Source organism: Streptomyces sp. NPDC098781, from assembly GCF_044759995.1.
Taxonomy (GTDB): Bacteria; Actinomycetota; Actinomycetes; order Streptomycetales; family Streptomycetaceae; genus Streptomyces.
Genome location: NZ_JBIWAK010000018.1, coordinates 1 through 19,373, shown reverse-complemented (window position 1 = coordinate 19,373; position 19,373 = coordinate 1). Strand labels below are relative to the sequence as shown.

Annotated in this window: 12 protein-coding genes and 4 pseudogenes; 12 read left to right on the top strand and 4 right to left on the bottom strand. The window is 68.0% G+C overall.

Features of this window, described 5'->3' with window-relative positions; translation table 11 throughout:
* The first annotated feature begins 131 nt into the window (after nucleotides 1-131).
* Together ACIQWG_RS40180 and ACIQWG_RS40175 are read left to right on the top strand one after the other, a co-directional pair.
* Complete coding sequence (locus tag ACIQWG_RS40180; RefSeq protein ID WP_404105922.1) at nucleotides 132-338, top strand: hypothetical protein; 207 nt, start codon at nucleotides 132-134, stop codon at nucleotides 336-338.
* Nucleotides 335-718, top strand: coding sequence for a hypothetical protein (locus tag ACIQWG_RS40175; protein WP_404105920.1), 384 nt, complete (start codon nucleotides 335-337; stop codon nucleotides 716-718). Before ACIQWG_RS40180 ends, ACIQWG_RS40175 begins: the two co-directional genes overlap by 4 nt.
* Nucleotides 719-2,557: 1,839 nt before the next feature.
* Here the strand turns inward: ACIQWG_RS40175 and ACIQWG_RS40170 are convergent.
* Both ACIQWG_RS40170 and ACIQWG_RS40165 read right to left on the bottom strand, forming a co-directional pair.
* Complete coding sequence (locus tag ACIQWG_RS40170; protein WP_404105917.1) at nucleotides 2,558-2,683, bottom strand: hypothetical protein; 126 nt, start codon at nucleotides 2,681-2,683, stop codon at nucleotides 2,558-2,560.
* 25 nt (nucleotides 2,684-2,708) lie between these two features.
* Nucleotides 2,709-3,665: a hypothetical protein gene (locus ACIQWG_RS40165; RefSeq protein WP_404105915.1), complete on the bottom strand. Its 957-nt coding sequence runs from the start codon at nucleotides 3,663-3,665 to the stop codon at nucleotides 2,709-2,711.
* 373 nt (nucleotides 3,666-4,038) lie between these two features.
* Here ACIQWG_RS40165 and ACIQWG_RS40160 point away from each other — a divergent pair, with 373 nt between their 5' ends.
* Complete coding sequence (locus ACIQWG_RS40160) at nucleotides 4,039-7,602, top strand: S8 family serine peptidase (protein WP_404105912.1); 3,564 nt, start codon at nucleotides 4,039-4,041, stop codon at nucleotides 7,600-7,602.
* 82 nt (nucleotides 7,603-7,684) lie between these two features.
* On the opposite strand, the pseudogene ACIQWG_RS40155 reads toward ACIQWG_RS40160, so the two are convergent.
* Nucleotides 7,685-7,786 (bottom strand): annotated as a pseudogene (locus ACIQWG_RS40155) (amino acid ABC transporter ATP-binding protein); the annotation flags it as partial.
* 692 nt (nucleotides 7,787-8,478) lie between these two features.
* On the opposite strand from ACIQWG_RS40155, the gene ACIQWG_RS40150 reads away from it, so the two are divergent.
* The 8 genes and pseudogenes from ACIQWG_RS40150 to ACIQWG_RS40115 all read left to right on the top strand — a co-directional run.
* The gene (locus ACIQWG_RS40150) at nucleotides 8,479-10,173 is read left to right on the top strand and encodes a PucR family transcriptional regulator (protein ID WP_404105909.1); all 1,695 of its coding nucleotides are present in this window, start codon (nucleotides 8,479-8,481) and stop codon (nucleotides 10,171-10,173) included.
* Between the two features lie 222 nt (nucleotides 10,174-10,395).
* The gene (locus ACIQWG_RS40145) at nucleotides 10,396-11,745 is read left to right on the top strand and encodes a diaminopimelate decarboxylase (RefSeq protein ID WP_404105907.1); all 1,350 of its coding nucleotides are present in this window, start codon (nucleotides 10,396-10,398) and stop codon (nucleotides 11,743-11,745) included.
* A 24-nt stretch (nucleotides 11,746-11,769) separates the two neighbouring features.
* Nucleotides 11,770-13,218, top strand: coding sequence for a permease (locus tag ACIQWG_RS40140; protein WP_404105904.1), 1,449 nt, complete (start codon nucleotides 11,770-11,772; stop codon nucleotides 13,216-13,218).
* 83 nt (nucleotides 13,219-13,301) lie between these two features.
* Nucleotides 13,302-14,879 carry an amidohydrolase family protein gene (locus ACIQWG_RS40135; protein ID WP_404105902.1) on the top strand — a complete coding sequence of 526 codons (1,578 nt, stop codon included), beginning with the start codon at nucleotides 13,302-13,304 and terminating at the stop codon, nucleotides 14,877-14,879.
* 632 nt (nucleotides 14,880-15,511) lie between these two features.
* Nucleotides 15,512-15,685: a hypothetical protein gene (locus ACIQWG_RS40130; RefSeq protein WP_404105899.1), complete on the top strand. Its 174-nt coding sequence runs from the start codon at nucleotides 15,512-15,514 to the stop codon at nucleotides 15,683-15,685.
* 245 nt (nucleotides 15,686-15,930) lie between these two features.
* Nucleotides 15,931-16,246: pseudogene (locus ACIQWG_RS40125) on the top strand (transposase); the annotation flags it as partial.
* A gap of 196 nt (nucleotides 16,247-16,442) precedes the next feature.
* Nucleotides 16,443-16,775, top strand: a complete 333-nt coding sequence (locus tag ACIQWG_RS40120; protein WP_404105896.1) for a hypothetical protein — start codon at nucleotides 16,443-16,445, stop codon at nucleotides 16,773-16,775.
* Nucleotides 16,776-17,081: 306 nt separating this feature from the next.
* Nucleotides 17,082-17,462 (top strand): annotated as a pseudogene (locus ACIQWG_RS40115) (transposase); the annotation flags it as partial.
* A gap of 529 nt (nucleotides 17,463-17,991) precedes the next feature.
* Here the strand turns inward: ACIQWG_RS40115 and ACIQWG_RS40110 are convergent.
* Nucleotides 17,992-18,915 carry a PIN domain-containing protein gene (locus ACIQWG_RS40110; RefSeq protein ID WP_404105893.1) on the bottom strand — a complete coding sequence of 308 codons (924 nt, stop codon included), beginning with the start codon at nucleotides 18,913-18,915 and terminating at the stop codon, nucleotides 17,992-17,994.
* A 62-nt stretch (nucleotides 18,916-18,977) separates the two neighbouring features.
* Here ACIQWG_RS40110 and ACIQWG_RS40105 point away from each other — a divergent pair.
* Nucleotides 18,978-19,373 (top strand): annotated as a pseudogene (locus ACIQWG_RS40105) (prepilin peptidase); the annotation flags it as partial.

Below are 19,373 nucleotides of genomic sequence, written 5' to 3'. Positions count from 1 at the left end.
CGGCGGCGAGAAGGCACAGCGAGGGAATGAGAACCCGGCTGGTGCCACGCGAGGCCTCGATGAAGAGGCTGGGCGCGGCGTTCTCGACCCCACGGTACCCAAGGTGGTACCAATCCAGGTACCGTAGGGGCATGCCTGCTCTCAACGTTGAATTCTCCCCGGAAGAGATGACCCGCCTGCGCAGCCGGGCCGCACTCACCGGCAAGAGCCTGAAGCAGCACGTCCACGACGTGACGGTCGAGGAAGCTGATCGAATCGCCTTCGTGGAAGGTGCCGCCGCCGAGGCGGAGCGCATCCTTCCCGGCGTCATGCAGCACTTCCCCGCAGGCCAGCGGTGAGCCCGATCGTCCGCGTCGACGTCGGCTGGGTCCTGCAAGTCCAGGCCGCGATCTCCCCCCTCAACGTGCCGATCGCGGACTGGGGCGCCCTCGGCTTCATGGCCGACCGGCACAAGTTCGAGCGTGAACGCGGCAACCTCTACTACGAAGAGGTCCCTTCCCGCGCCGCCACCTTCCTGCACGCCTCCTTGCTGCTGCGCCCCTTCACGGACTACAACCTCGTCATCGGCTGGGGCTGCACCCACCAGTACATGCACCTGTCCGGCCAGCCGGTCCAGGCCAAGGACGACGAACTGTTCGAACTGGCTCAGGCGGTGCGTGCCCAGGATGCCGACCTCAGGGCGGTCGCCCAGAGACTGGAGTCATGGCGCACCGTGTAACTCCTCGCCCGCGGCTGCTGCGGCGAACGCGCACCGGGCCGGTCACCCCGGCGCGTTTCCGGAGCCGTGATACGAGAATCTCGGCTCGTCATTCGCAACCGTGTACTTGAGGGATCGTCAATGAGCGCAGCGGCTTGTGCGGCGTGGGATTCGGCGATTCTCAGGTGTATGTGATCACCGCCCGACATCGCTCCGCACTGCGTCGGCGCGGCCCTCGACTCGCCCTGGCACACGCCTGACGCGGGCTGGACCTGCGCACGCGATGAACTCGGACACGGAGGAGAGCGAGGGCGCCTGCCGCACCAACGCCGTGACATCAGCGAGGAGGCCTGCGCCAACCGGACGGAGGGCTGTACGCACGGCTGCGGGCCTGGTGAACTACCCGACAGAATGGCGACTGGTCCTTCGGCGACCGCTGCTGGGCCCCGATCGCTGGCACGTCCGCTGCCTGCTGTGGCGAAAGAGATCGCTCCCTGGGCCCTGAACAGCCCGGCGCTGCCGGAATGATCGATCAGACGACCGCGGTGACGGGGCAGCCCTGGCTGATGCCCGTGTTCGCCGCGGATGCGCGCGTTCGTAGCGTTGGGCGGCCAGCTCGTCGGGGTGGCGGGCGTTGGCGTTGCTCCTGCGCAGGTTGCGGTCGAGTTCATGGGTCTGGACGGTGTGGCATGGAGGAGGGCTGACCCGAGGGGGACGAGGGTACGGAGCACGGTGTTGCGTGGCGGTTGGAGGTGATCGAGTCAGCCTCGCGCAGCGCACCGGCGTGCTGGCTGGCGGCGGGAGCGGGGACACCGATACGCCGGGCCAGTTCTCCGGTGCTGCAGCCGCCGTCGATCACGCGCAGGCAGGCGGCCCGCGTGGTCCCGAGAAGGTTCGCCAGCGTTTCGGGGGCGGCGCTGCGGGTGGGCCGGTCCACCAGGACGTCCCTCGGGAAGCTGGGTAGGCCAGCACCGGCGGGAGGTCCGGGTCGACGAGCGTGAGCGGCGTCCGCCAGCAGAAAGCCGAGGCGTCTGTCCGTCTGCCTGCCCAGAGAAAAGAGCTCCGGCGCGGGTGGCGCGCCGGAGCTCTTCGGTGATCACTGCGAGAGTGAAATCAGTAGGCGACCTGTCCGCTAGTGGGGCGGTCGAAGTCCAGGTAGAGCAGGGTCCCGTCGGTGACCGGCCCTCGGACGACAGTCCATTTACCGGCCGAAATAGAGGGGCCCGGCGGGTTGCACACCTCGCCCCGGATGCAGACGGCCACATGTGTTGTTGTTGGGCTTCACGTTGATGTCCCTGCAGCGGGAAGTGGTGGTACGCCACGTGCCCGGAGCCACTCGTTGAAGGAGTCCGTAGTGTAGTTCTCAGCGCCGCCATACGCACTCGTTGCTGCGGTCAGTCCAGCCGCCACCAGAGCGGTGACTGCCAGGACTCCGACGGCGCGCGTGGCGGAGGGAGAAATAGGGCTACGCATCTTCATATCCCGGGGGTTTCCCATTGGTCCCCTTGGCCGACCCGCAGTCCCGTACGCGATCTAGCTTGGCTGGACCGGAGTAAGACCGCTACATCTTTTGGTTTTGATCGAAAGACACTGGTCATCGGCGGGCCAACTGCTCGGGCTGGGCCACCGGCGCCTCGTCTTTTAGCGGGTGACACACCGAAGTTGTGCCGGTTACGGCGGTGGACACCTACGCCGAACCTGGGGCATGCGGTGGCGGCGAACGGGCCGGGCTGGTGCTTCCGGGAGAACCGCATGGGGGTCGGCGCTGCGGCCAAGGGCTTCCCGCAGCGTGACCCGACGCACCGCGTCACCGCTGGACGGCAGGTCCCACAGCATCGGCCCAGGGAGCAGGCGGGCGCCCTAGGCTTCGCGGAGAGCCATGGCGAGGCAGACCATCTCGGCCACCTTGAAGTGCCTGCCCTCGCCCGGGTCATGCTCGGCCGCCATCTCCACCAGCACCGCAGGCGCCCGTTCCCAGCCGGGCACCGGTGCACCGCCTCCGGGACCGGGTTCACTCGGCGATCCAGCCGCGGCGGGCAGCCAGGACACCGGCCTGGAAGCGGTTGCTCGCGCCGAGTTTCCCGTAAAGGACCTGAACCCGGCGTCGCATGGTACGGAGCGACCAGCCGAGTTGGCGTGCGATGGCCTCGTCCTTCATACCGCTGCACATGAGGGTGAGGGCCGCGCGGTCCTCGGGGGACAGCAAGTCCGCAGCGGGGGCGCCGATGGGAAGGGCTTGAGACCATAGAGCCTCAGCCAGGTCGATCAGTGCGTCCAGCAAGGCACTCGGCCGGACGACTGCGGCCCGGACGTCGTCCCCCAGGTCGAGCGAGAGCGGCATGATCGCCAACCTGCGGTCGGCGATGGCGAGTTTGACGCGCAGGCCGTCCAGCACTCTCGCGTCTTCGCCGAGCTCGGCGAGTTCACGCACGTTGTCCAGGACTCCCGGCCACTTCAGTGATTCCGGCGCATAGACGGTGCGATAGCGAACACCTCGGCGCAGCGCGGTGGACTGGATCGAGGGTGAGGTGCTCAGCGCGTACGGGGGGTGGTCGAGCGTGACCACCTCTTCGTCGGCCTCGTGCTGGAGGCGAACGAACCAGCGGCCGAGGGCGGCCTTGCCGCGGATGATCTGCACTTCGCTGGTGGCGGTCTCCCGTGCGGGGGCGAACAGGCGCGCAAGTTCGCCGGCGTGCCCACGGACCCGTTCCAGGGCGGCGGTTCGGGCTCGTACCAGCGCTTCGATCGCGGTACTGGGCTCAGTCGCGGTGTAGGTGCCGGGGGGCGAGGACAGGCGGCTGGCGAGTCCTTGCGCGCACAGACGCTCCAACGCCGCCCCTATCGCCAGGAGGGGCGCGTTCAGAGCCGTCTGCAAGTCGGCGGGTCCAGCGCTGCGGTGGGTGAGGAGGATGCGGTAGACGCTTTCGTCGAAGGGGCTGACACCCGCCTCCGTGAGTTCCGGTTTCACGCGGTGATCCTGGCCCACGGGTGCCACGGCAGCAATGGGCCAGGTCAAATCGTTGTACCCGTCTTGTGCGCTCGACTACGACTGCGGGCAGCGGTCCGCGGCGCTACGCCCGGCAGTCACTTGAATGAAGGGCGCAGGAAGAATGAGATGTCCCACTCTCTGGGGTGCTGTGCTTTCGGCGGGGGCTGTACTTCTCGCCGGGCCCGGCCTCGAGGCTTCGGCGGCCTCGACCGGACCGGGCACGGCTGCGCCGGCGAAACCCGCCCCCGCGGTCACGGTCGCGCTCATCACGGGCGACCGCGTCACGCTCGGAACCGCCACTGACGGTCGGCGCACCGCATCGGTGACGCCCGGGCCGGGCCGCGAGCGCGTCGTGTTCCAGACGATCGAGCAGGACGGACAGGTGCGGGTCCTGCCGTCCGACGCCTTGGGGCCGATCGCTTCGGGACGCGTGGACGAGCGGCTGTTCAACGTCACGTCTTTGCTGGCGCAGAAACTGGACACCGCGCACATCGACGCCCTTCCCGTGATTGTCTCAACACCCAGTAATTCCGCCCGCTCCGCCGCACGGAAGCTGACGGAACTGCGCTCGCGGTCCAAGCCCGCGAAAGTGCTGAAGAGCATCGACGCGCAGGCGATAGCAGTCAACACCGGTGACGCCACGCGCTTTTGGAACACTCTCGTCAAGGATGCTCCTGCCCCCGGTGCCCGTGGCCTTGAGGACGATGCGCCCAAGGTGTGGCTGGATGGCCGAGTGAAGGCCTCCACCACCTGGGACCGCAATCTGGAACAGGTGGGCGCACCGACGGCGTGGAAGAGCGGCCTCAAGGGAGACGGAGTGAAGATTGCCGTCCTCGACACCGGTGCCGACGCCCATCACCCTGATCTCAAGGGACGCATCACCGAGACGGCGGACTTCTCGGGCGGTTCCTCCGGCATCGCGGACGCCTTCGGGCACGGCACTCATGTCGCGGCGACGGTTGCGGGCAGCGGGGCCGGCGCGCCGGGCCGGCGCAGCGGGGTGGCCCCGCACGCCGACCTGCTGATCGGCAAGGTTCTCGGCGACGACGGAACCGGTTCGGAGTCGTCCGTGATCGCCGGGATGGAGTGGGCCGCGGCTCAGGGCGCCCGCGTTGTCAACATGAGCCTGGGCACGGACCAGGTCTCGGACGGCTCGGACCCCATGAGCCAGGCTCTTGACAAGGTCTCCAAGGAGAGCGGCGCACTCTTCGTGGTGGCGGCGGGCAACAACGGCGCGAGCGGGCACAGTACGGTGGGCTCGCCGGGGGTCGCCGACAGCGCTCTGACCGTCGGTGCCGTGGACGGAAACGATGCGCTGGCCCCGTTCTCCAGCCGCGGCCCGCGCGCGGGAGACGGCGCCGTGAAGCCGGACATGACCGCTCCCGGCGTGGCTGTCGTCGCGGCCCGCGCTTCGGGCACGTCCATGGGCTCCCCGGTCGACTCGCTCTACACGGCCTCCTCAGGAACGTCGATGGCCACCCCGCACGTTGCCGGAGCGGCCGCACTGCTCGCCCAGCAGCACCCCGAGTGGAGCGCGGCACGTCTCAAGGACGCGCTGATCAGCACTTCCCACACGGTCCCGGGCACCTTGGTGGCCGACCAGGGCGCGGGCCGGCTCGACCTGCCCGCAGCGACGGGAACCCTGACCGCCACCGGCACCACTTCATTCGGCCCCTACCGGCTGGGCGAGAGCGACAACGGCGGCAGGCCCACCACTTCTGAGGTGACCTACACCAACGACTCCGGCAAGGCCGTTGCCCTCGACCTCGACATGCGGCTGGCCGCGGAGGACGGGCGCGCCGCACCGGAGGGTTCGGTACGGCTGGACTCGCAGAAGGTGACCGTGCCGGCGCACGGGACGGCGCGCGTATCCCTCGCGGCGGACCCGAAGGCCGCCGGCCGCGGTCGCTACTACGGCTACGTGACCGCCTCGGCGGACGGAAAGCCCCTTGCCCACACCACCGTGAGCCTGGTGGTCCACGCCCCACTGCGCACCTTGACCGTCCACACGGTGGATGTGCGGGGCGAGGAGATCACGGACTACCCGCTCATGTGGGGGCCCGACGGTCTCGTGAGTTACTTCCACGACGGCGACGGCCCGGCCATCGCTCAGGTCGAGGAGGGCATCTACCAGGCTTCCACGTCCATGGTGAACAGCGCCCAGGACGGCGAGGAACTGCGCACGATGGTCCAGCCCGAGATCGTGGTCGGTGCCAAGGACACGGAGGTTGTCCTGGACGCCCGCCGGACCACGAAGGTGACGATCCGCACGCCGCGGCCCGCCGAACAGCTGTCGGTGATGAGCAACCAGATCTACCGGCAACTGGACGGCCGCTCCGTGGTGATGGGCACGCAGTACCCCTCCATCGCCAAGCGGATGTACGTCTCTCCCACCGCCAAGGTCAACCACGGCTCATTCGAGTTCGCTTCCCGCTGGCAGCTCACATCACCGCTGATCACCGCTGATGTTCCCGGATCCACTCTCGCGCCGCAGCCGTACTACCTGCCGCGCTCACCCTTCCTGACCGCGGACGCGCGGCGTCTGGAGGTCGTGGACGCCGGCCGGCAGCCCTTCTCCGCGGCCCGGTTGCGTGGCAAGCTCGCCCTGATCAGCAGCGAAGGCGGGATGGAGCGGGACGCTGTCGAAGCGGCCGCGAAGGCGGGCGCTGCCGCGGTGATGCTGGTCCTCACCCCTGACTACCCTTACGCCTGGACACGTTGGGAGCCGCCGGCGCAGGAGCAGCCCAGCCTGGCACTGCCGACCGTCCGTGTCACCTTCCAGGAAGGGCAGGCCCTGCTGGCGCTCGCGAAGCAGAGGCGCACGGTGGTGTCCTTCAGCGGCACCGAGAAGGACCCGTACCTCTACGACGTGATGCAGGTGTCGTCGGGCCAGATCCCACAAAAGGTCGAACACGCCGTTACTGGAGGAAACAGTGCCAAAGTGACGGCGAACTACGCGGACAACGGCGGTTCGCCGTGGGCGAGCGAGCAGCGGTTCGGCTGGCGGCCCTACCAGTCCGTCGCGTGGAACCAGCACGCCCGCTACGTGCGGACCGGCGAAAGCCGCACCGAGTACGTCAGCGCCGGTGACACGACATGGCGGCACGTCGTGCACCACAAGGTCAGCCCGACCGGCATGGACTTCCCGCTCACCTTCGGCATGCGTGACCTGCCCCGTCGCTTCGCCGGGGGAAAGAACACGCGCGAGGACTGGCACCACTCTGTCGTGAGGCCGGCCATCCCGAAGGGCTTCCCCACGCCCTCTGCACGCATTGGCAACACCCTGGCCGTCCGTATCCCCGAATTCGCGGACTCCGGCGCGGGACACTGGTCCACCGTCTCGGACATCGACGAGCAGATGGGCGGAGCCGATCGCGAAACCGCTTCGGCGGTGCTGTACCGGAACGGGAAGCGGTATGCGACATCCGCCGGCGCATGGGCGGACTACCTGGTTCCGGCCGACGCCGCCGACTACCGGCTCGACCTGACCACCACGCGTACCTCCCCCGAGTGGACCTTCGCGCGAAGGACCAGCACGAGCTGGGACTTCTCCTCACAGCCCGCATCGGACGCCGCGGCACTGCCGCTGCTGCAACTGGACTACGCCGTGGAGACGGACCTCTTCAACGCCGCCGATGCGCATCGTCGCGTCACGCTGGGTGTCCGGGTTCGCCACCAGGACAACCTGCCCGCACCCCAGGGCGTAAAGCTCTCGGTGTCCTACTCCTATGACGGCGGCACCACGTGGACGACAGCGCGCACCGAACGCGCTGCGGAAAACCGCTTCGACGCGACACTGAAGCGGCCGGCCTCCCTGCACGGCGACCGACCGGTCACGCTGAGGGTCTCCGCCACCGACGCGGCCGGCAACCGAGTCGAGCAGAGCGTCGAGGACGCCTTCCTGCACCGCGGGTAGCTGCTGCACTGCGCGCGGCGCGCCTTCCCACCGCGAGGGAAGGCGCGCCGCGCCACATTCCACCTGCACCCTTGTCGCACGGCTACTCGCCCTTGCCCACCTGGTCCGAGGTCACCTCCTCCACCCGTGTCGTCGCCGGGTCGAGGAGGCGGGACAGCAAGTGGCGGGTGCGCTCGTGCTGCGGAGTAGAACCAGCCGCCGGCGGCGTCCATACGGCGCAGGCCGCCCGGTCGGGGACCGTTTCCGAGGTCGCTGACATCGTTGCCCGCACAGGCGAGGGCGACGAGTTGGTCGGCCAGACGCTCGGCTTCGGCGACTGAGCGGGGAGGCCGCCCACCACATGGTCGTGGTCAGGGTCGTACTCCCAGTGCCAGTCCGCGCTCACCGGGCTGGGAGGCCGCGTGCGCGGCCAGTATCCGCCCGATCTGAGAGGCGGCCTTGCGTGCCTCAGCCGCCTCGCCCGACTCGGCGGCGTTTTTCCCAGCGGCGGAAGTCTGCCGCCCTCTCGGGCTGGCGCTGGATGCGAACGTAGACGGGCCACTGGCGCGCGAACTGCTGGAGAGGCGCTAGATCGAAAAGCCCTGCCGGGACTGGTGGCCGCCTTGCCCAATTCACGAGTGCAGGCAGTCAGTGGGGCAAGCGCGATCTGTCTGACGCCCTGCCGCAGCGCGGCAACCGTGGCGGGGGTGGGGGATGTGCGGTGGCAGGCGATGCCACCGAGGACGCCGGTGCATCACTGTCTCCGGGATATGCGGTGTGCGCATCGCGTAGTTGTGTGTGCGCGGAGCGATAGCGAATCACTGGGAATTCGACTCATCCGTTACCTTCATTCTATTCGTCTTTTTCGTAAGTAGATCGCTAATGTGGAGATCGCCGATGCCGACCACTGGCCTGTCTCGAGGATCCGGGACGGAACAGGTGACGCTGGAACGGCTCCTGTCCGTGGTGGGCCGTGGTTCCCTGGAGGTCTACAGCGCGCCGCGGGGCCTGACCATCGAGGTCCAGGGCGTGGCCGTATGGGATCCACAGGAGCCAAGACCCGCGCCGGGACAGGTCGTGCTGGCCGTTGGCATGGAACCGCAGTCACTCGACGCCGCCGACCTGGTGCGCGCTGCAGGGCGCTGCGGAGCGGCGGCCGTGATATTCCGGCACGTCCGCTCAGGCGTGTCCACCGCCACGCTGCATCATGCGGCTGCGGACGCAGGTGTCGCTGTGCTGTTCCGAACCGGCTGGGTCGGCTGGGCCCAGCTCGTCGGAGCGCTGAGAGCCGGGTTGACAGCGGCTGGCGTCCCTGCCGACCCGGACATCGCACAGGTGGCACTGGGCGACCTGGACGGGTTGGCCGAAGCGGTCGCGGCGCTGGTCGGGGGCGCGGTGACGATCGAAGACGTACGCTCACGGGTCCTCGCCTACTCGACCACCGACGCGGACGTCGACGAGATCCGTCGTCTGACCATCCTCGGGCGCCGGGTACCGCGGTGGCGGGTGGCGGCGTTGCGGGAAGCCGGATTCTTCTCGGCCCTATGGGGTTCGGGAGACGTCGTCCACCGGCCCGCTGAAGGGGGCATCCCGGAACGCCTCGCCATCGCGGTCGTGGCTGCCGGCGAGGTTCTGGGGTCCATATGGGTGGCGTCTGTTGGACAGCCGTTCCCGGCGGACTCTGCCGACGCCCTGCGCAGGGCCGCTCGTGCGGCGGCCCCGCATCTGCTGCATCATCGGTCGTGCCGTACCGGCGAGGCCCATCTGATACAGGACGCCGCGCGGGCGCTGCTGGATGGGCATGGCTCCGCCGAAGTGCTGGCCATACGCGCAGGCGTGCCGCTGGAGGCCCCGTGCGCAGTGATCATGGTCTGCGCGGAGCCACGCGACCCGGATCAGGCTAGCGGCGTGGAATCCGGCAGGACTACACCCGGCTCCGGCGGCGACCCGCGCAGCCGACTGCACGACATCCTGGCGCTCTACTCGGCCGCACACGGACACCAGGCCTTCATCGTGCCAAAGGGGCGCGACGCGCTGGTGCTCATCTGTGGCCTGGCCACCGGGCCCGATCAGGCAGCTGCGCAGGTGGCGCGGCGCAGCGCATCCCTTGCCCAGCAGTTGTCCGCCGATCTCGGAACACAGGTGCGCATCGGTGTGGGGGAGACAGCCTCCCGTCTCGATCAGGCACCCGCATCACGGCATTCGGCCGAGCTCGCGCTGCGGGCCATGAGGTTCACCGGATCATCCCGTGGGACAGGGCGCGTGGGAGAGCTGGCTGAGGCCGTGGCGTTGCTGCGCATCATGGACACTCTGCGTGAGGTAGATGTACCGCGGGACACCCCAGTGCGGCGCCTTGCGGATTACGACGCGGAGCATGGCGGCAGCGCTCTTGTCGACACTCTGCGCGCCTATCTCGACCACTTCGGCCACATCCCCGCGGCGTCCCGGGCTCTCGGTGTTCACCCCAACACCTTCCGCTACCGAGTCCGGCGGCTGCGTGACGTGTGCGGAATCGATCTGGACAACCCGAACTCCCGGCTTTTGGCCGATCTGCAGCTGCGTTTGCTGGGGCATGGCGGGTCACACATGTGAGCCGTAGGCCCGGACCAGCATGGGGGTCTGATGCGTGGTTCATCGCGCTCATTTGAGCGGTAGGAGCGGATCAAGGCGGGGAGGATTCTTCGTCCTCTTGCACCAAGAGGAACGATCATTTTCGGCCTGTTGGTCTTCCGTGCGACCCTGCGTCTCAAAACTCGGGCGGCGGCACGAAGACGCGGCCACACCGCCACGGGCAGCCTGTTCGGACCCGTGGACATGTCACCGGACGTTCACGCAGTCGACCCCGGAAGGTGTGGCGTGATCAGCTCCCAGGTTGCCCCCAGGCGCGAACTCATCCTGCGCGCTGCGGTACAGCAGAGGCTCCTCGACCCTGACGGGGCGTTGTTGGCCGGCTTCGTCGACTTCGACGCTGTCGCCACGCGTGTCGGTTCCTTGCACAGCGCGTTCCCCTCCTCTTCGCAGGTGCTGCACACCTTCGCCGCGAAGGCGAACTGCCTGGTGCCGGTGCTGAGCGAGCTGCGCGCTCTCGGCATGGGATGCGAGGTCGCCAGCCCCGGGGAGCTCGCCCAGGCCCTCGCCGCGGGCTTCGCTCCCGAACAGATCGTCTTCGACTCCCCGGCCAAGACCCGTGCCGAACTCCGCCATGCCCTCGACCTGGGAGTGGCCGTCAACGCGGACAATTTCCAGGAGCTCGACCGTATCGGCGAGATCCTCAAGGCCCGGTCCACGCCCTCCGCCTCTCGCATCGGCATACGGATCAATCCGCAGGTGGGCGGCGGATCGATCGCCGCGATGAGCACTGCCACCGCCACGTCCAAGTTCGGAATCGCGCTGGATGACCAGGGCAGTCAAGAGCGGTTGGTGCGCGCCTACCGAGAGCGTCCGTATCTGAACTGGGTGCATACGCATGTGGGCTCGCAGGGGGTCTCGCTGGATCTGATAGCCCAGGGCATCGCCAAGGCCGTGGCCTTCGCCGACGGTGTCAACGCCGAACTGGGCCGTCGCCAGGTGACGGGCATCGACATCGGCGGTGGTCTGCCCGTCAATTTCACCAGCGACGAGACGGCCCCCGGATTCGACGACTACGTCGCCGCCCTGCACGAGCACGCGCCCGCACTGTTCACCGGCGGTTACGACATCGTCACCGAGTTCGGCCGCGCCGTTCTCGCGAAGGACGGCTTCACCGCCGCGTACGTCGAGTACACCAAGACCTCCGGTGGCCGCCGCATCGCCATCACCCACGCCGGCGCCCAGGTCGCGGCCCGCACCGTGTTCATGCCCGACTCATGGCCCCTGCGCATCGGCGTGCACGATCCGTCCGGAGCGCACAAGAACAGCGAACCCGTCGTGCAGGACGTGGCCGGCCCTTGCTGCTTCGCCGGCGACCTGGTCGCGACGGGCCGTGAGCTGCCGTTGCTCGAGCCGGGTGACATCGTCACGCTCCTCGACACCGGCGCGTACTACTTTTCCACCCCGTTCCACTACAACAGCCTCCCTGAGCCCGCGGTGTACGGCGTCCGGGTCGACGCCTCGGGCGACGTCCACTTCCAGGTGTTGCGGCCAGCTCAGACCATTGACCAGCTCCTCGCCCGCCATGGCCACTGACCGGTCGAGTCGAAGGAATTCACCATGACGCATGTCGACGCCGCCCCTGCCGAGGGGCAGTCGGACACGAAGACCAGTGCGGCCGGGCCCCGCCAGAGTGTGCTGCGCCGCCGGATCCTGAACGGCTTCACCATCGGTGGACTGCTGCTGTCCGCAGTACTGGGCCCGCTGACCGACGTGCCGACCCTCTGGGGTCTGGTACCGATCGTCCTGTACGCGCTGCTCGCCCTCCTGGGCATGGACATCCTGGTAGCCACGATCGTGGCCGTGTTCTCAGGGCTGCTGATCATGATGCCCAGCCCCGCTCACGTAGGGGAAATGCTCGGCACATCGCTGGGCGAACAGATCACCATCATCGGCCTCATCATCATGCTGGGTGCGGGGGTCGGCGAGGTGCTGCGCACCACCGGGATCGCCGCGACCATCGTGCGCGGAGTGATGCGATGCGTCGGCGAGCACAGCCGCACCGCGACCACCTTCGGCGTCATGATGTCCTGCCTCATCCTGGTCGCCAGCCTGGGCACCCTCGCGGGCGCGCTGGCCATCGCCGCTCCGCTGCTGCTGCCGATCCTCGCCCGGATCGGGTTTACCCGCTCTGCCGGCGCGGCGATGATGTTCGTCGGCGGCGCCGCGGGCCTGGCCCTCGCGCCGTTCGCCGGCTCGAACATCGCCATCATGGACGCGGCCCAGGTCGGCTACTTCCAGTACCTGGTCTACGGCGCAGGTCCGCTGGCCGTCCTCTCGGTCATCGTGGGTCTTCTCGTGGTCCCCTGGATGCAGCGGCGCACCGAAGGCACCGGTGACACATACGACCCCGAGAGTTTCGACCCGGCCTGCCAGGAGACCAACCGGCACAGCCTGCGGGCGACCGTCGCGTTCGTCATCACCCTCCTCGTGTGCGTCGTCTACGCCGTCGTCTCCGAGGCGGGCACGACGTTCCCGCTCCTGGCGCTGCCCCTGATGGGCCTCGTGGCGGGCGTCGCAGGAGGCATGAGCCCCACCGAGACGATCACCAAGATGTTCGGGGGCGCAGCCCAACTGGTCTCCGTCTTCCTGCTGTTCTGGCTGCTCGCCGCGCTGTTCGCGGTCATCGACGCGCTCGCCCCGTTCCAAGTGATTCTTGACACCTACGGCGACAACCTGGGCGGTCTCTCGCCGTTCCTCTTCGCGATCGTCATCGCGCTGCTGGGCTGGGTCGGCGTCCCGGGCGCCACCGCAGCGCAGGTCGTCCTGCTCGACAAGGTGTTCGGCACGCTAGCGGCAAGCGTGGGAGTCGGGCCCGGAGCCTGGGTCGTGGTGCTGCTCTTCGCCTCCAAGGCCGACACGTACGGTCCCTTCCCGAACGCCAACATGGTCGGCGCCATGGGCCTGGCCCGCTCCGACCGGCTGAACAACATGATCCTCACCGGGCTCGCGCTACTCCTCCCTTCATGCCTGATGTACACGGGCATTCTGCTCATCGAGACCGCTTAGACATCGTTCGGAACAGCAAGCCCTCCCTGAGGCCCTCGCCGACGGTCCCAGGGAGACCTCGCAGAGAGAACAAGGAACCCCTCATGTCCAGCTATGACATCGTCATCAACGGAGGCGACGTCGTCGACGGCACCGGTGCCCCGGCCCAACGCCTCAACGTCGGCATCACAGACGGACGGATCGCCGCGCTGACTGCCGGTCGCCTCAGCGGTGACCGTGAGATCGATGCGACCGGGCAGGTGGTGACGCCGGGCTTCATCGACCTGCACTCGCACGCCGACTACGCCCTGGAGTCCCGCCCCGCCGCCGACACGCAGATTGCGCAGGGGGTCACCACTTTGGTAACCGGCAACTGCGGGCATTCCCCGTTCCCGGTCGAGGACGTGGACCTGGTACGCGGCTCCGGTGTCCTGGACGGCCGTGAGCTCAGCTGGTCGTGGCGAGACGCCGAAGGATACGGGCAGACCATCAACCGGACCGCGCCCGCGGTCAACGTGGCCCTCCAGGTCGGCCACAACGCGGTACGCGTGGCCGTCCTCGGTGACGAGGACCGCGCCCCGAACGAGGAGGAGCTCCAGCGGATGTGTCGGCTGGTGACGGACGCCGCCCGGCAAGGCGCCGTCGGCTTTTCCACGGGCCTGATCTACGCGCCCGGGCTCTTCGCCGATCCTACGGAGGTCCGGGCCTTGGTGAAGGCAGCTGCCTCGGCCGGACTGCTCTACTCCACCCACGTGCGCAATGAGACGTCGAGACTCATCGAGGCGGTACGCGAGGCGATCGAGGCGGCCGCCGCGGCCGGTGCGCGCCTGGAGATCTCCCACCTCAAGGCAATGGGTCCCGAAAACCATGGCGCGGTGGTCGAGGCTCTGGCGCTCATCGACGAAGCCCGTGCCCAAGGCCTGGACGTCACCACCGACGTCTACCCCTACACCGCCTCCAGCACAGGGCTCGTCTCCCGGCTGCCTGCCTGGGCCATCGACGGCGGCGCCGAGGCGCTGCTGCAGAGGCTAGCCGACCCCGCCGCCCGCGACCGGATCGCGACAGAACTACGGGCCAGGTTCGGTCGCGACATCGACCCTGAGGGTGTCGTCATCGCTGACCTCCCCGAGGGCCCCTACAGCGCAAGCACCGGCAGGTCCATCGCTGAGATCGGCCGGAGCGAGGGAACCGATCCCGCCGAGGCGGCTCTGCGCATCCTTGAGCAGCACCACGCCAACGTCATGATCGTCAACCACGCCATGAGCGAGGACGACGTCACCACCGTGCTGCGCCACCCCTGGTGCGCGGTGGCCAGTGACGGCTGGGTCATGACCACAGAACGCCGGGGCCGTCCGCATCCGCGCAGCTTCGGCACGTTCGCCCGGGTCCTCGGACGCTACGTGCGCGAGCAAGGGGTGCTCTCCATCGAGGAGGCCGTACGCAAGATGACCTCGCTGCCCGCATCGCGAATCCGTGTGAGCGACCGGGGCGTGCTGAGCCTCGGAATGGCCGCGGACATCGCCGTCTTCGACCCGGATACCGTGATCGACCACTCGACGTTCGACGAACCCTGGCAACTGTCGACCGGCTTCTCCACCGTCCTGGTTAACGGTGTGCCCAGTCTGCTCGAAGGGGAGCGCACGGGGGCAACCGGCGGTCGGGTCCTGGGCATGGCCAACTGACCACTTGAAACTGCCGGTGCCCGTGCGCGGACCAGGCGCGGGCGCGGGGCGCCCGACGCCACCACGGGTGCCCTACCGACATCGTGCTCGGCTCCCTCCTCGAGCGAACGGTCCGCTGGGGCGTCAAGGCCACCGGCACGCGAACCCTCTTCGACGGGAGCACTGCCGGCACGACAGCCCCACGCTCGGCATGGAGCTGCTCGACAACTGGCTGGTTGATGTGTCCGGCACCGAGGGGCCGAGGGCGCTCTCCGGGTGACCAGGTAACGACCCCGGGTGAGTAAGGAACGGGAGACGCGTCAGCGCGGCGTACCTGACGGGACCCAGGTCGAGGGCACCTTGCGGGTGCGGCTTCCTTGCCTGAAGGATGCGGCATCCGCACCTTCCCCTTCGCCCGGAGGGGCCCTAATTCGCAACCGCACTGAGGATGGCGGACCTGGTCGTCGGCCGGGCTGCCATCCGCCCCGGGAATCGCCCGGAGGGCCACACTGTCTTAACATGAACTATTCCCGGAGAGCACGCTGGCCTGCGGTTTTTTCCGGTTTCTCCGAAAGTCGGCCCAAGGGCGGTGAAACGAGACCGCCACCCGGATGGGGCCCACACACTCTGTCCGACAAGTGCTCCTGCTGAGGGTGTCGATCCTGGTGGTCGTGATCGCCGCCGCAGGCACGGCACTCGTCCTGCAGGCCCAGCACGAGAACGAGCAAGACGCCTGGAACCAGGCGATGGTCGCCGCCGCCACATTCGCCAACTCGCCGGGGATAGCGGAATCCCTGCAGTCCCCTGATCCCACGGCGAGCTTGTAGCCGCTGGCTGAGCGCGCCCGGCGCGAGCCGGGCGTGGACTTCATCATCGTGACGGACAGGGACGGGATCCGTTTCAGGCAACCCGACACCGCGAAGATCGGAACGCGCGCCTTCGGCTCCATATCCCGCGAAGGGCCAGCCCTTCAAGGACAAGGTGCCGGGCAACCTCGGCTGGCAGTACCGCGCCACAGTTCCCGTCGTCGACAAGTACGGCTCGGTCGTCGGCCTTGTGCTACCCGGACGCTGACGAGCTGCTGAGCTTCCCCGGGCTCGGACCTCAACTCGGCGACCGGGTGCTTGCTGAGATCGGGGATGACCGCCACCGCTTCGCCGACGCCCGCGGCTTGAAGGCATACGCCGGTTCCTCACTCGTCACCAGGGTATCCGGGAAGAAGTCCAGGATCACTCGCTGTTGGGTCTGAACGACCGGCTCAACCAGGCCGGAAAACTATGGGTCTTCTCCGCCCTCGGGCGACACCCGGCGCCATGACCCGCTACCGGTGGCGCCGCGACGACCACGGAGACTGGCACCCCACCGAGCAGCGACATCTGTTCAGCCGCATTGGCGTGTGAGGTGTCTTCCTCAGCCTCACCTGCTGGTATCGGCTGGACAACGCACCCAGTGGTCTGCTCCGTTGAGCAATCACCGGGTCGGTGATTGCTCCTTTGACATGTGAACGCAGGAAGCAGATTCGACGTAGGACTTGCCGGAGGCGCCATCCAGCGCCCGCCCCACTCTTGGGAATGGAGATGTTCCATGCGCATGCGTACCGGATCCCTCATCGCGGCCCTGGCAGGAGTCCTCCTGTCCCTTCAGGTGGCAGGGTCCGCCCACGCTGATTCCGGCAGCATTGACGCCACCGTCACCGTCAAGCACTGCAACGGCTCCAGTTCGGCCGAACGGCTCAAGTTCCCGCATCATGGAAACCTTACGTCCACGGTCATCACGCCAGGAAAGTGCTGGAGCGGCGCGTTTAGCTGGGTAATGGATGACCAAGTGATCGGTCAGCGACAGATCAACGGACTGTGGACGCAAGTCGCCACCAGATACTTCAGCGACTTCGGCGAAGACTTCGAGTTCAAGTTCTGAGTCACGTCCAGCTCGGCACCTGGAGTACATCAGCCAAGCCACCGATCAGGCACGCGCGTCCCAGCATGCCCGTCACGGGGTTGAGGCGGCGTTGCGGAGAGGATCATGGGGTTAGCCACGCTGATACCTTCAACCAGCACTGCGACGCCGAGCAGTTTTGGAACAGCTCCTGATCTTGTCGTTTAACGACCGGCGTCGAACGTGGTTCGAACTTGATCAGCGTTTTCGCACTTCAGCGGACACGTAGGCGGCCTCCGTCTGATCCTGTGCTCCGTCACAGAGTGGATCAGCGCGAAGGCCGTGGTCGTGAGTTTGGTGCATCAGGGCGTCCTGCGGGATGCGTTCGCGGAAGTGTCACACTTCCGGTCGGAGCTGTACGCGTCTCTGACCGTGCGGGGCGACGCGTTGTTCGAGTTATGCGATGCGCTGCTATGCACGGACGGGCCGGTGCGGACGCTGGTTGATCTCGCGCTCGCTCCCGAGCACCGTCGTGGGCACGGAGCGCTGTACGGCGGACTCAACCAGGGCCGGATCGATGTTGCCCGGCTGCGTCGTGCCCTGGCTGGGGTGCCATTGCCACGGGCGGCGGACGGTCGGCTCGTGTTGGCGGTGGATGTCTCGCCGTGGCTGCGCCCGGACGCCAACACGTGTGCTGACCGGGCCTTTTGCCATACCTCCGCCAACGCGGCGGCCGATGGCCTCGTCCAGAGCAGTCCACGGGCCCTTGAGCGTGCTCGACACCGCAGTGCGGCACCAGCTGAGCACCGCGGCGAGGCTGGTCCCGGACAGAGGCACAGTGATCATGCCGTCTTTCTCGGTCACGATCTCTTCCTGGGCCGGAGGGCGGAAGACGTCGCCGGTGCCCTTGTCTTCGTCCCGGGGGACGTTCTCTTGCAGATAGGCCCAGGTGTTGGGGTGGCAGCGGATCCTGGCCACGCCGACTCCGGCCGCCTTGGACATTTCGTTGCGGAAGCTGCTGTAGCTCCGGGGCCAATCGATGGAGGGCTCTTTGCCTAACAGCCTGGGAGGCGAAGAACGAGTTCTTCGCCTGGCTGGTCGCCGAGACGTACCTCAACACCAACGGCATCAGGCTGGACCACGAGCCGGAAGAGCCCTCGCGCTCGTCATGCGAGCCAAGCACAAGGGCGCCCGCGTGCAGGAGGTCGCCGCGCAACTGCGCGCCTGGTCCACCGGCTGAGGCCGGCCGAGCCCGGGGCTAACCGTTCTCGTCGTCGGGCGCGTTAAACGTAATCGTCTGCTCGTTGGCCGCCTTCTCTGCTGCACCCAGCCGCTCGATCTTGTACTTCTCGTCCAGGACGCAGGCCTTCAGCCCCCAGGACAGAGCACGAGCCCGCATCCCGTTGTCCCCGGTGACCACCGTGACCTGTGCCGGGGCTATGGCCTGCTGGAGATAGCAGGCGCGCGCGACGATCTCATCGTCGTTGTTCGGCAGCCGCACATGCCCGGGCTCGTCCAGCAGGACGTCGACGACGGTGTCCTCATTCACCACCGCGTGGCCGTCGGCTTCGATCTGGGCCAGCGTCTGCTCCAGGAGCGCGAAGACGGCACGCGCCCGCTTCCGGACGCCGGTGTCGTGGGTGTCGTACGACTTCTTATCGATCTCGTCGATCACGACGTGCGGGATCATCACGGACGTGCCGCCGCCGAAGAGCCTCTGCCACGGGATCTTGTCGAAGCGCATGTAATGCAACAGATCGTTGGTATCCAGTACCACCGTCCGCACTCGGTGGCGGGTGAAGCGCTCCTGTGCCCGGCGCAGTTCGTTGGCCAACTCCATGAAATAACTGCGCAGTTCCTGCAGCTCAGTGTTCATCAGAACCGTGAAGCGGTCGGCGGTGAACTGACCGTGCATGATCGCGTTGTACCGCTCGCCCCGCAGCCGCGCCGCCACCGACCGGTCAGCGAACACGTCCAGCAGCTCGTGCCCGGCCTGCAGCGTCCACTCGTCGTATATGCGGTGCACCCGCGCGACGGCATCCCAGTGCTCCTGGGACATGCCCGGCACCGCGTTTCCGACCACATGCGGCACGGAGTTCTGGACGTCGTTGAGCCCTTGGGCGGTCAGGCGATCCACCAGCGCGATCGCCTCAGCACAGGTCGTTCCGGGCCTCAACAGCATGCACGCGCTCCTCACTACGGGCCGTCCGCAACACCGGACGGGCTGAGCATAAGCTCCGTTCGGTGGAGACGATCTGGATCACCGCGGCGGCGGTCCTGTGGGGTGCTGGCACAGGTCTGCTCATACCGCGCGCCGCGTACCGGTTTTCCGTACCGCCCGATGAGCCGTGGCGAGCCGCGTGTCCTGCCGGGCACCCCCTCGCCGGTGCCCGGGGCGGATGGCTCGGGCGGGCCCGCTGCGCCGACGGGGACGCGTTCGGCCCGAGCACGCCTGCCATCGCCGTTGTCGTGGCCGTCGTCTGTGCTGTGCTGGCGGCCGTGACGGGAGCGCGCCCCGAGCTGGTGGTCTGGCTGGTGCTCGCTCCGGTCGGCGTGCTGCTCGCTGTCGTCGACTTCGCGGCGCACCGGCTGCCCGACGCGCTCACCCTGCCGCTCGCCGCGGCCGCGCTCGTGCTGCTC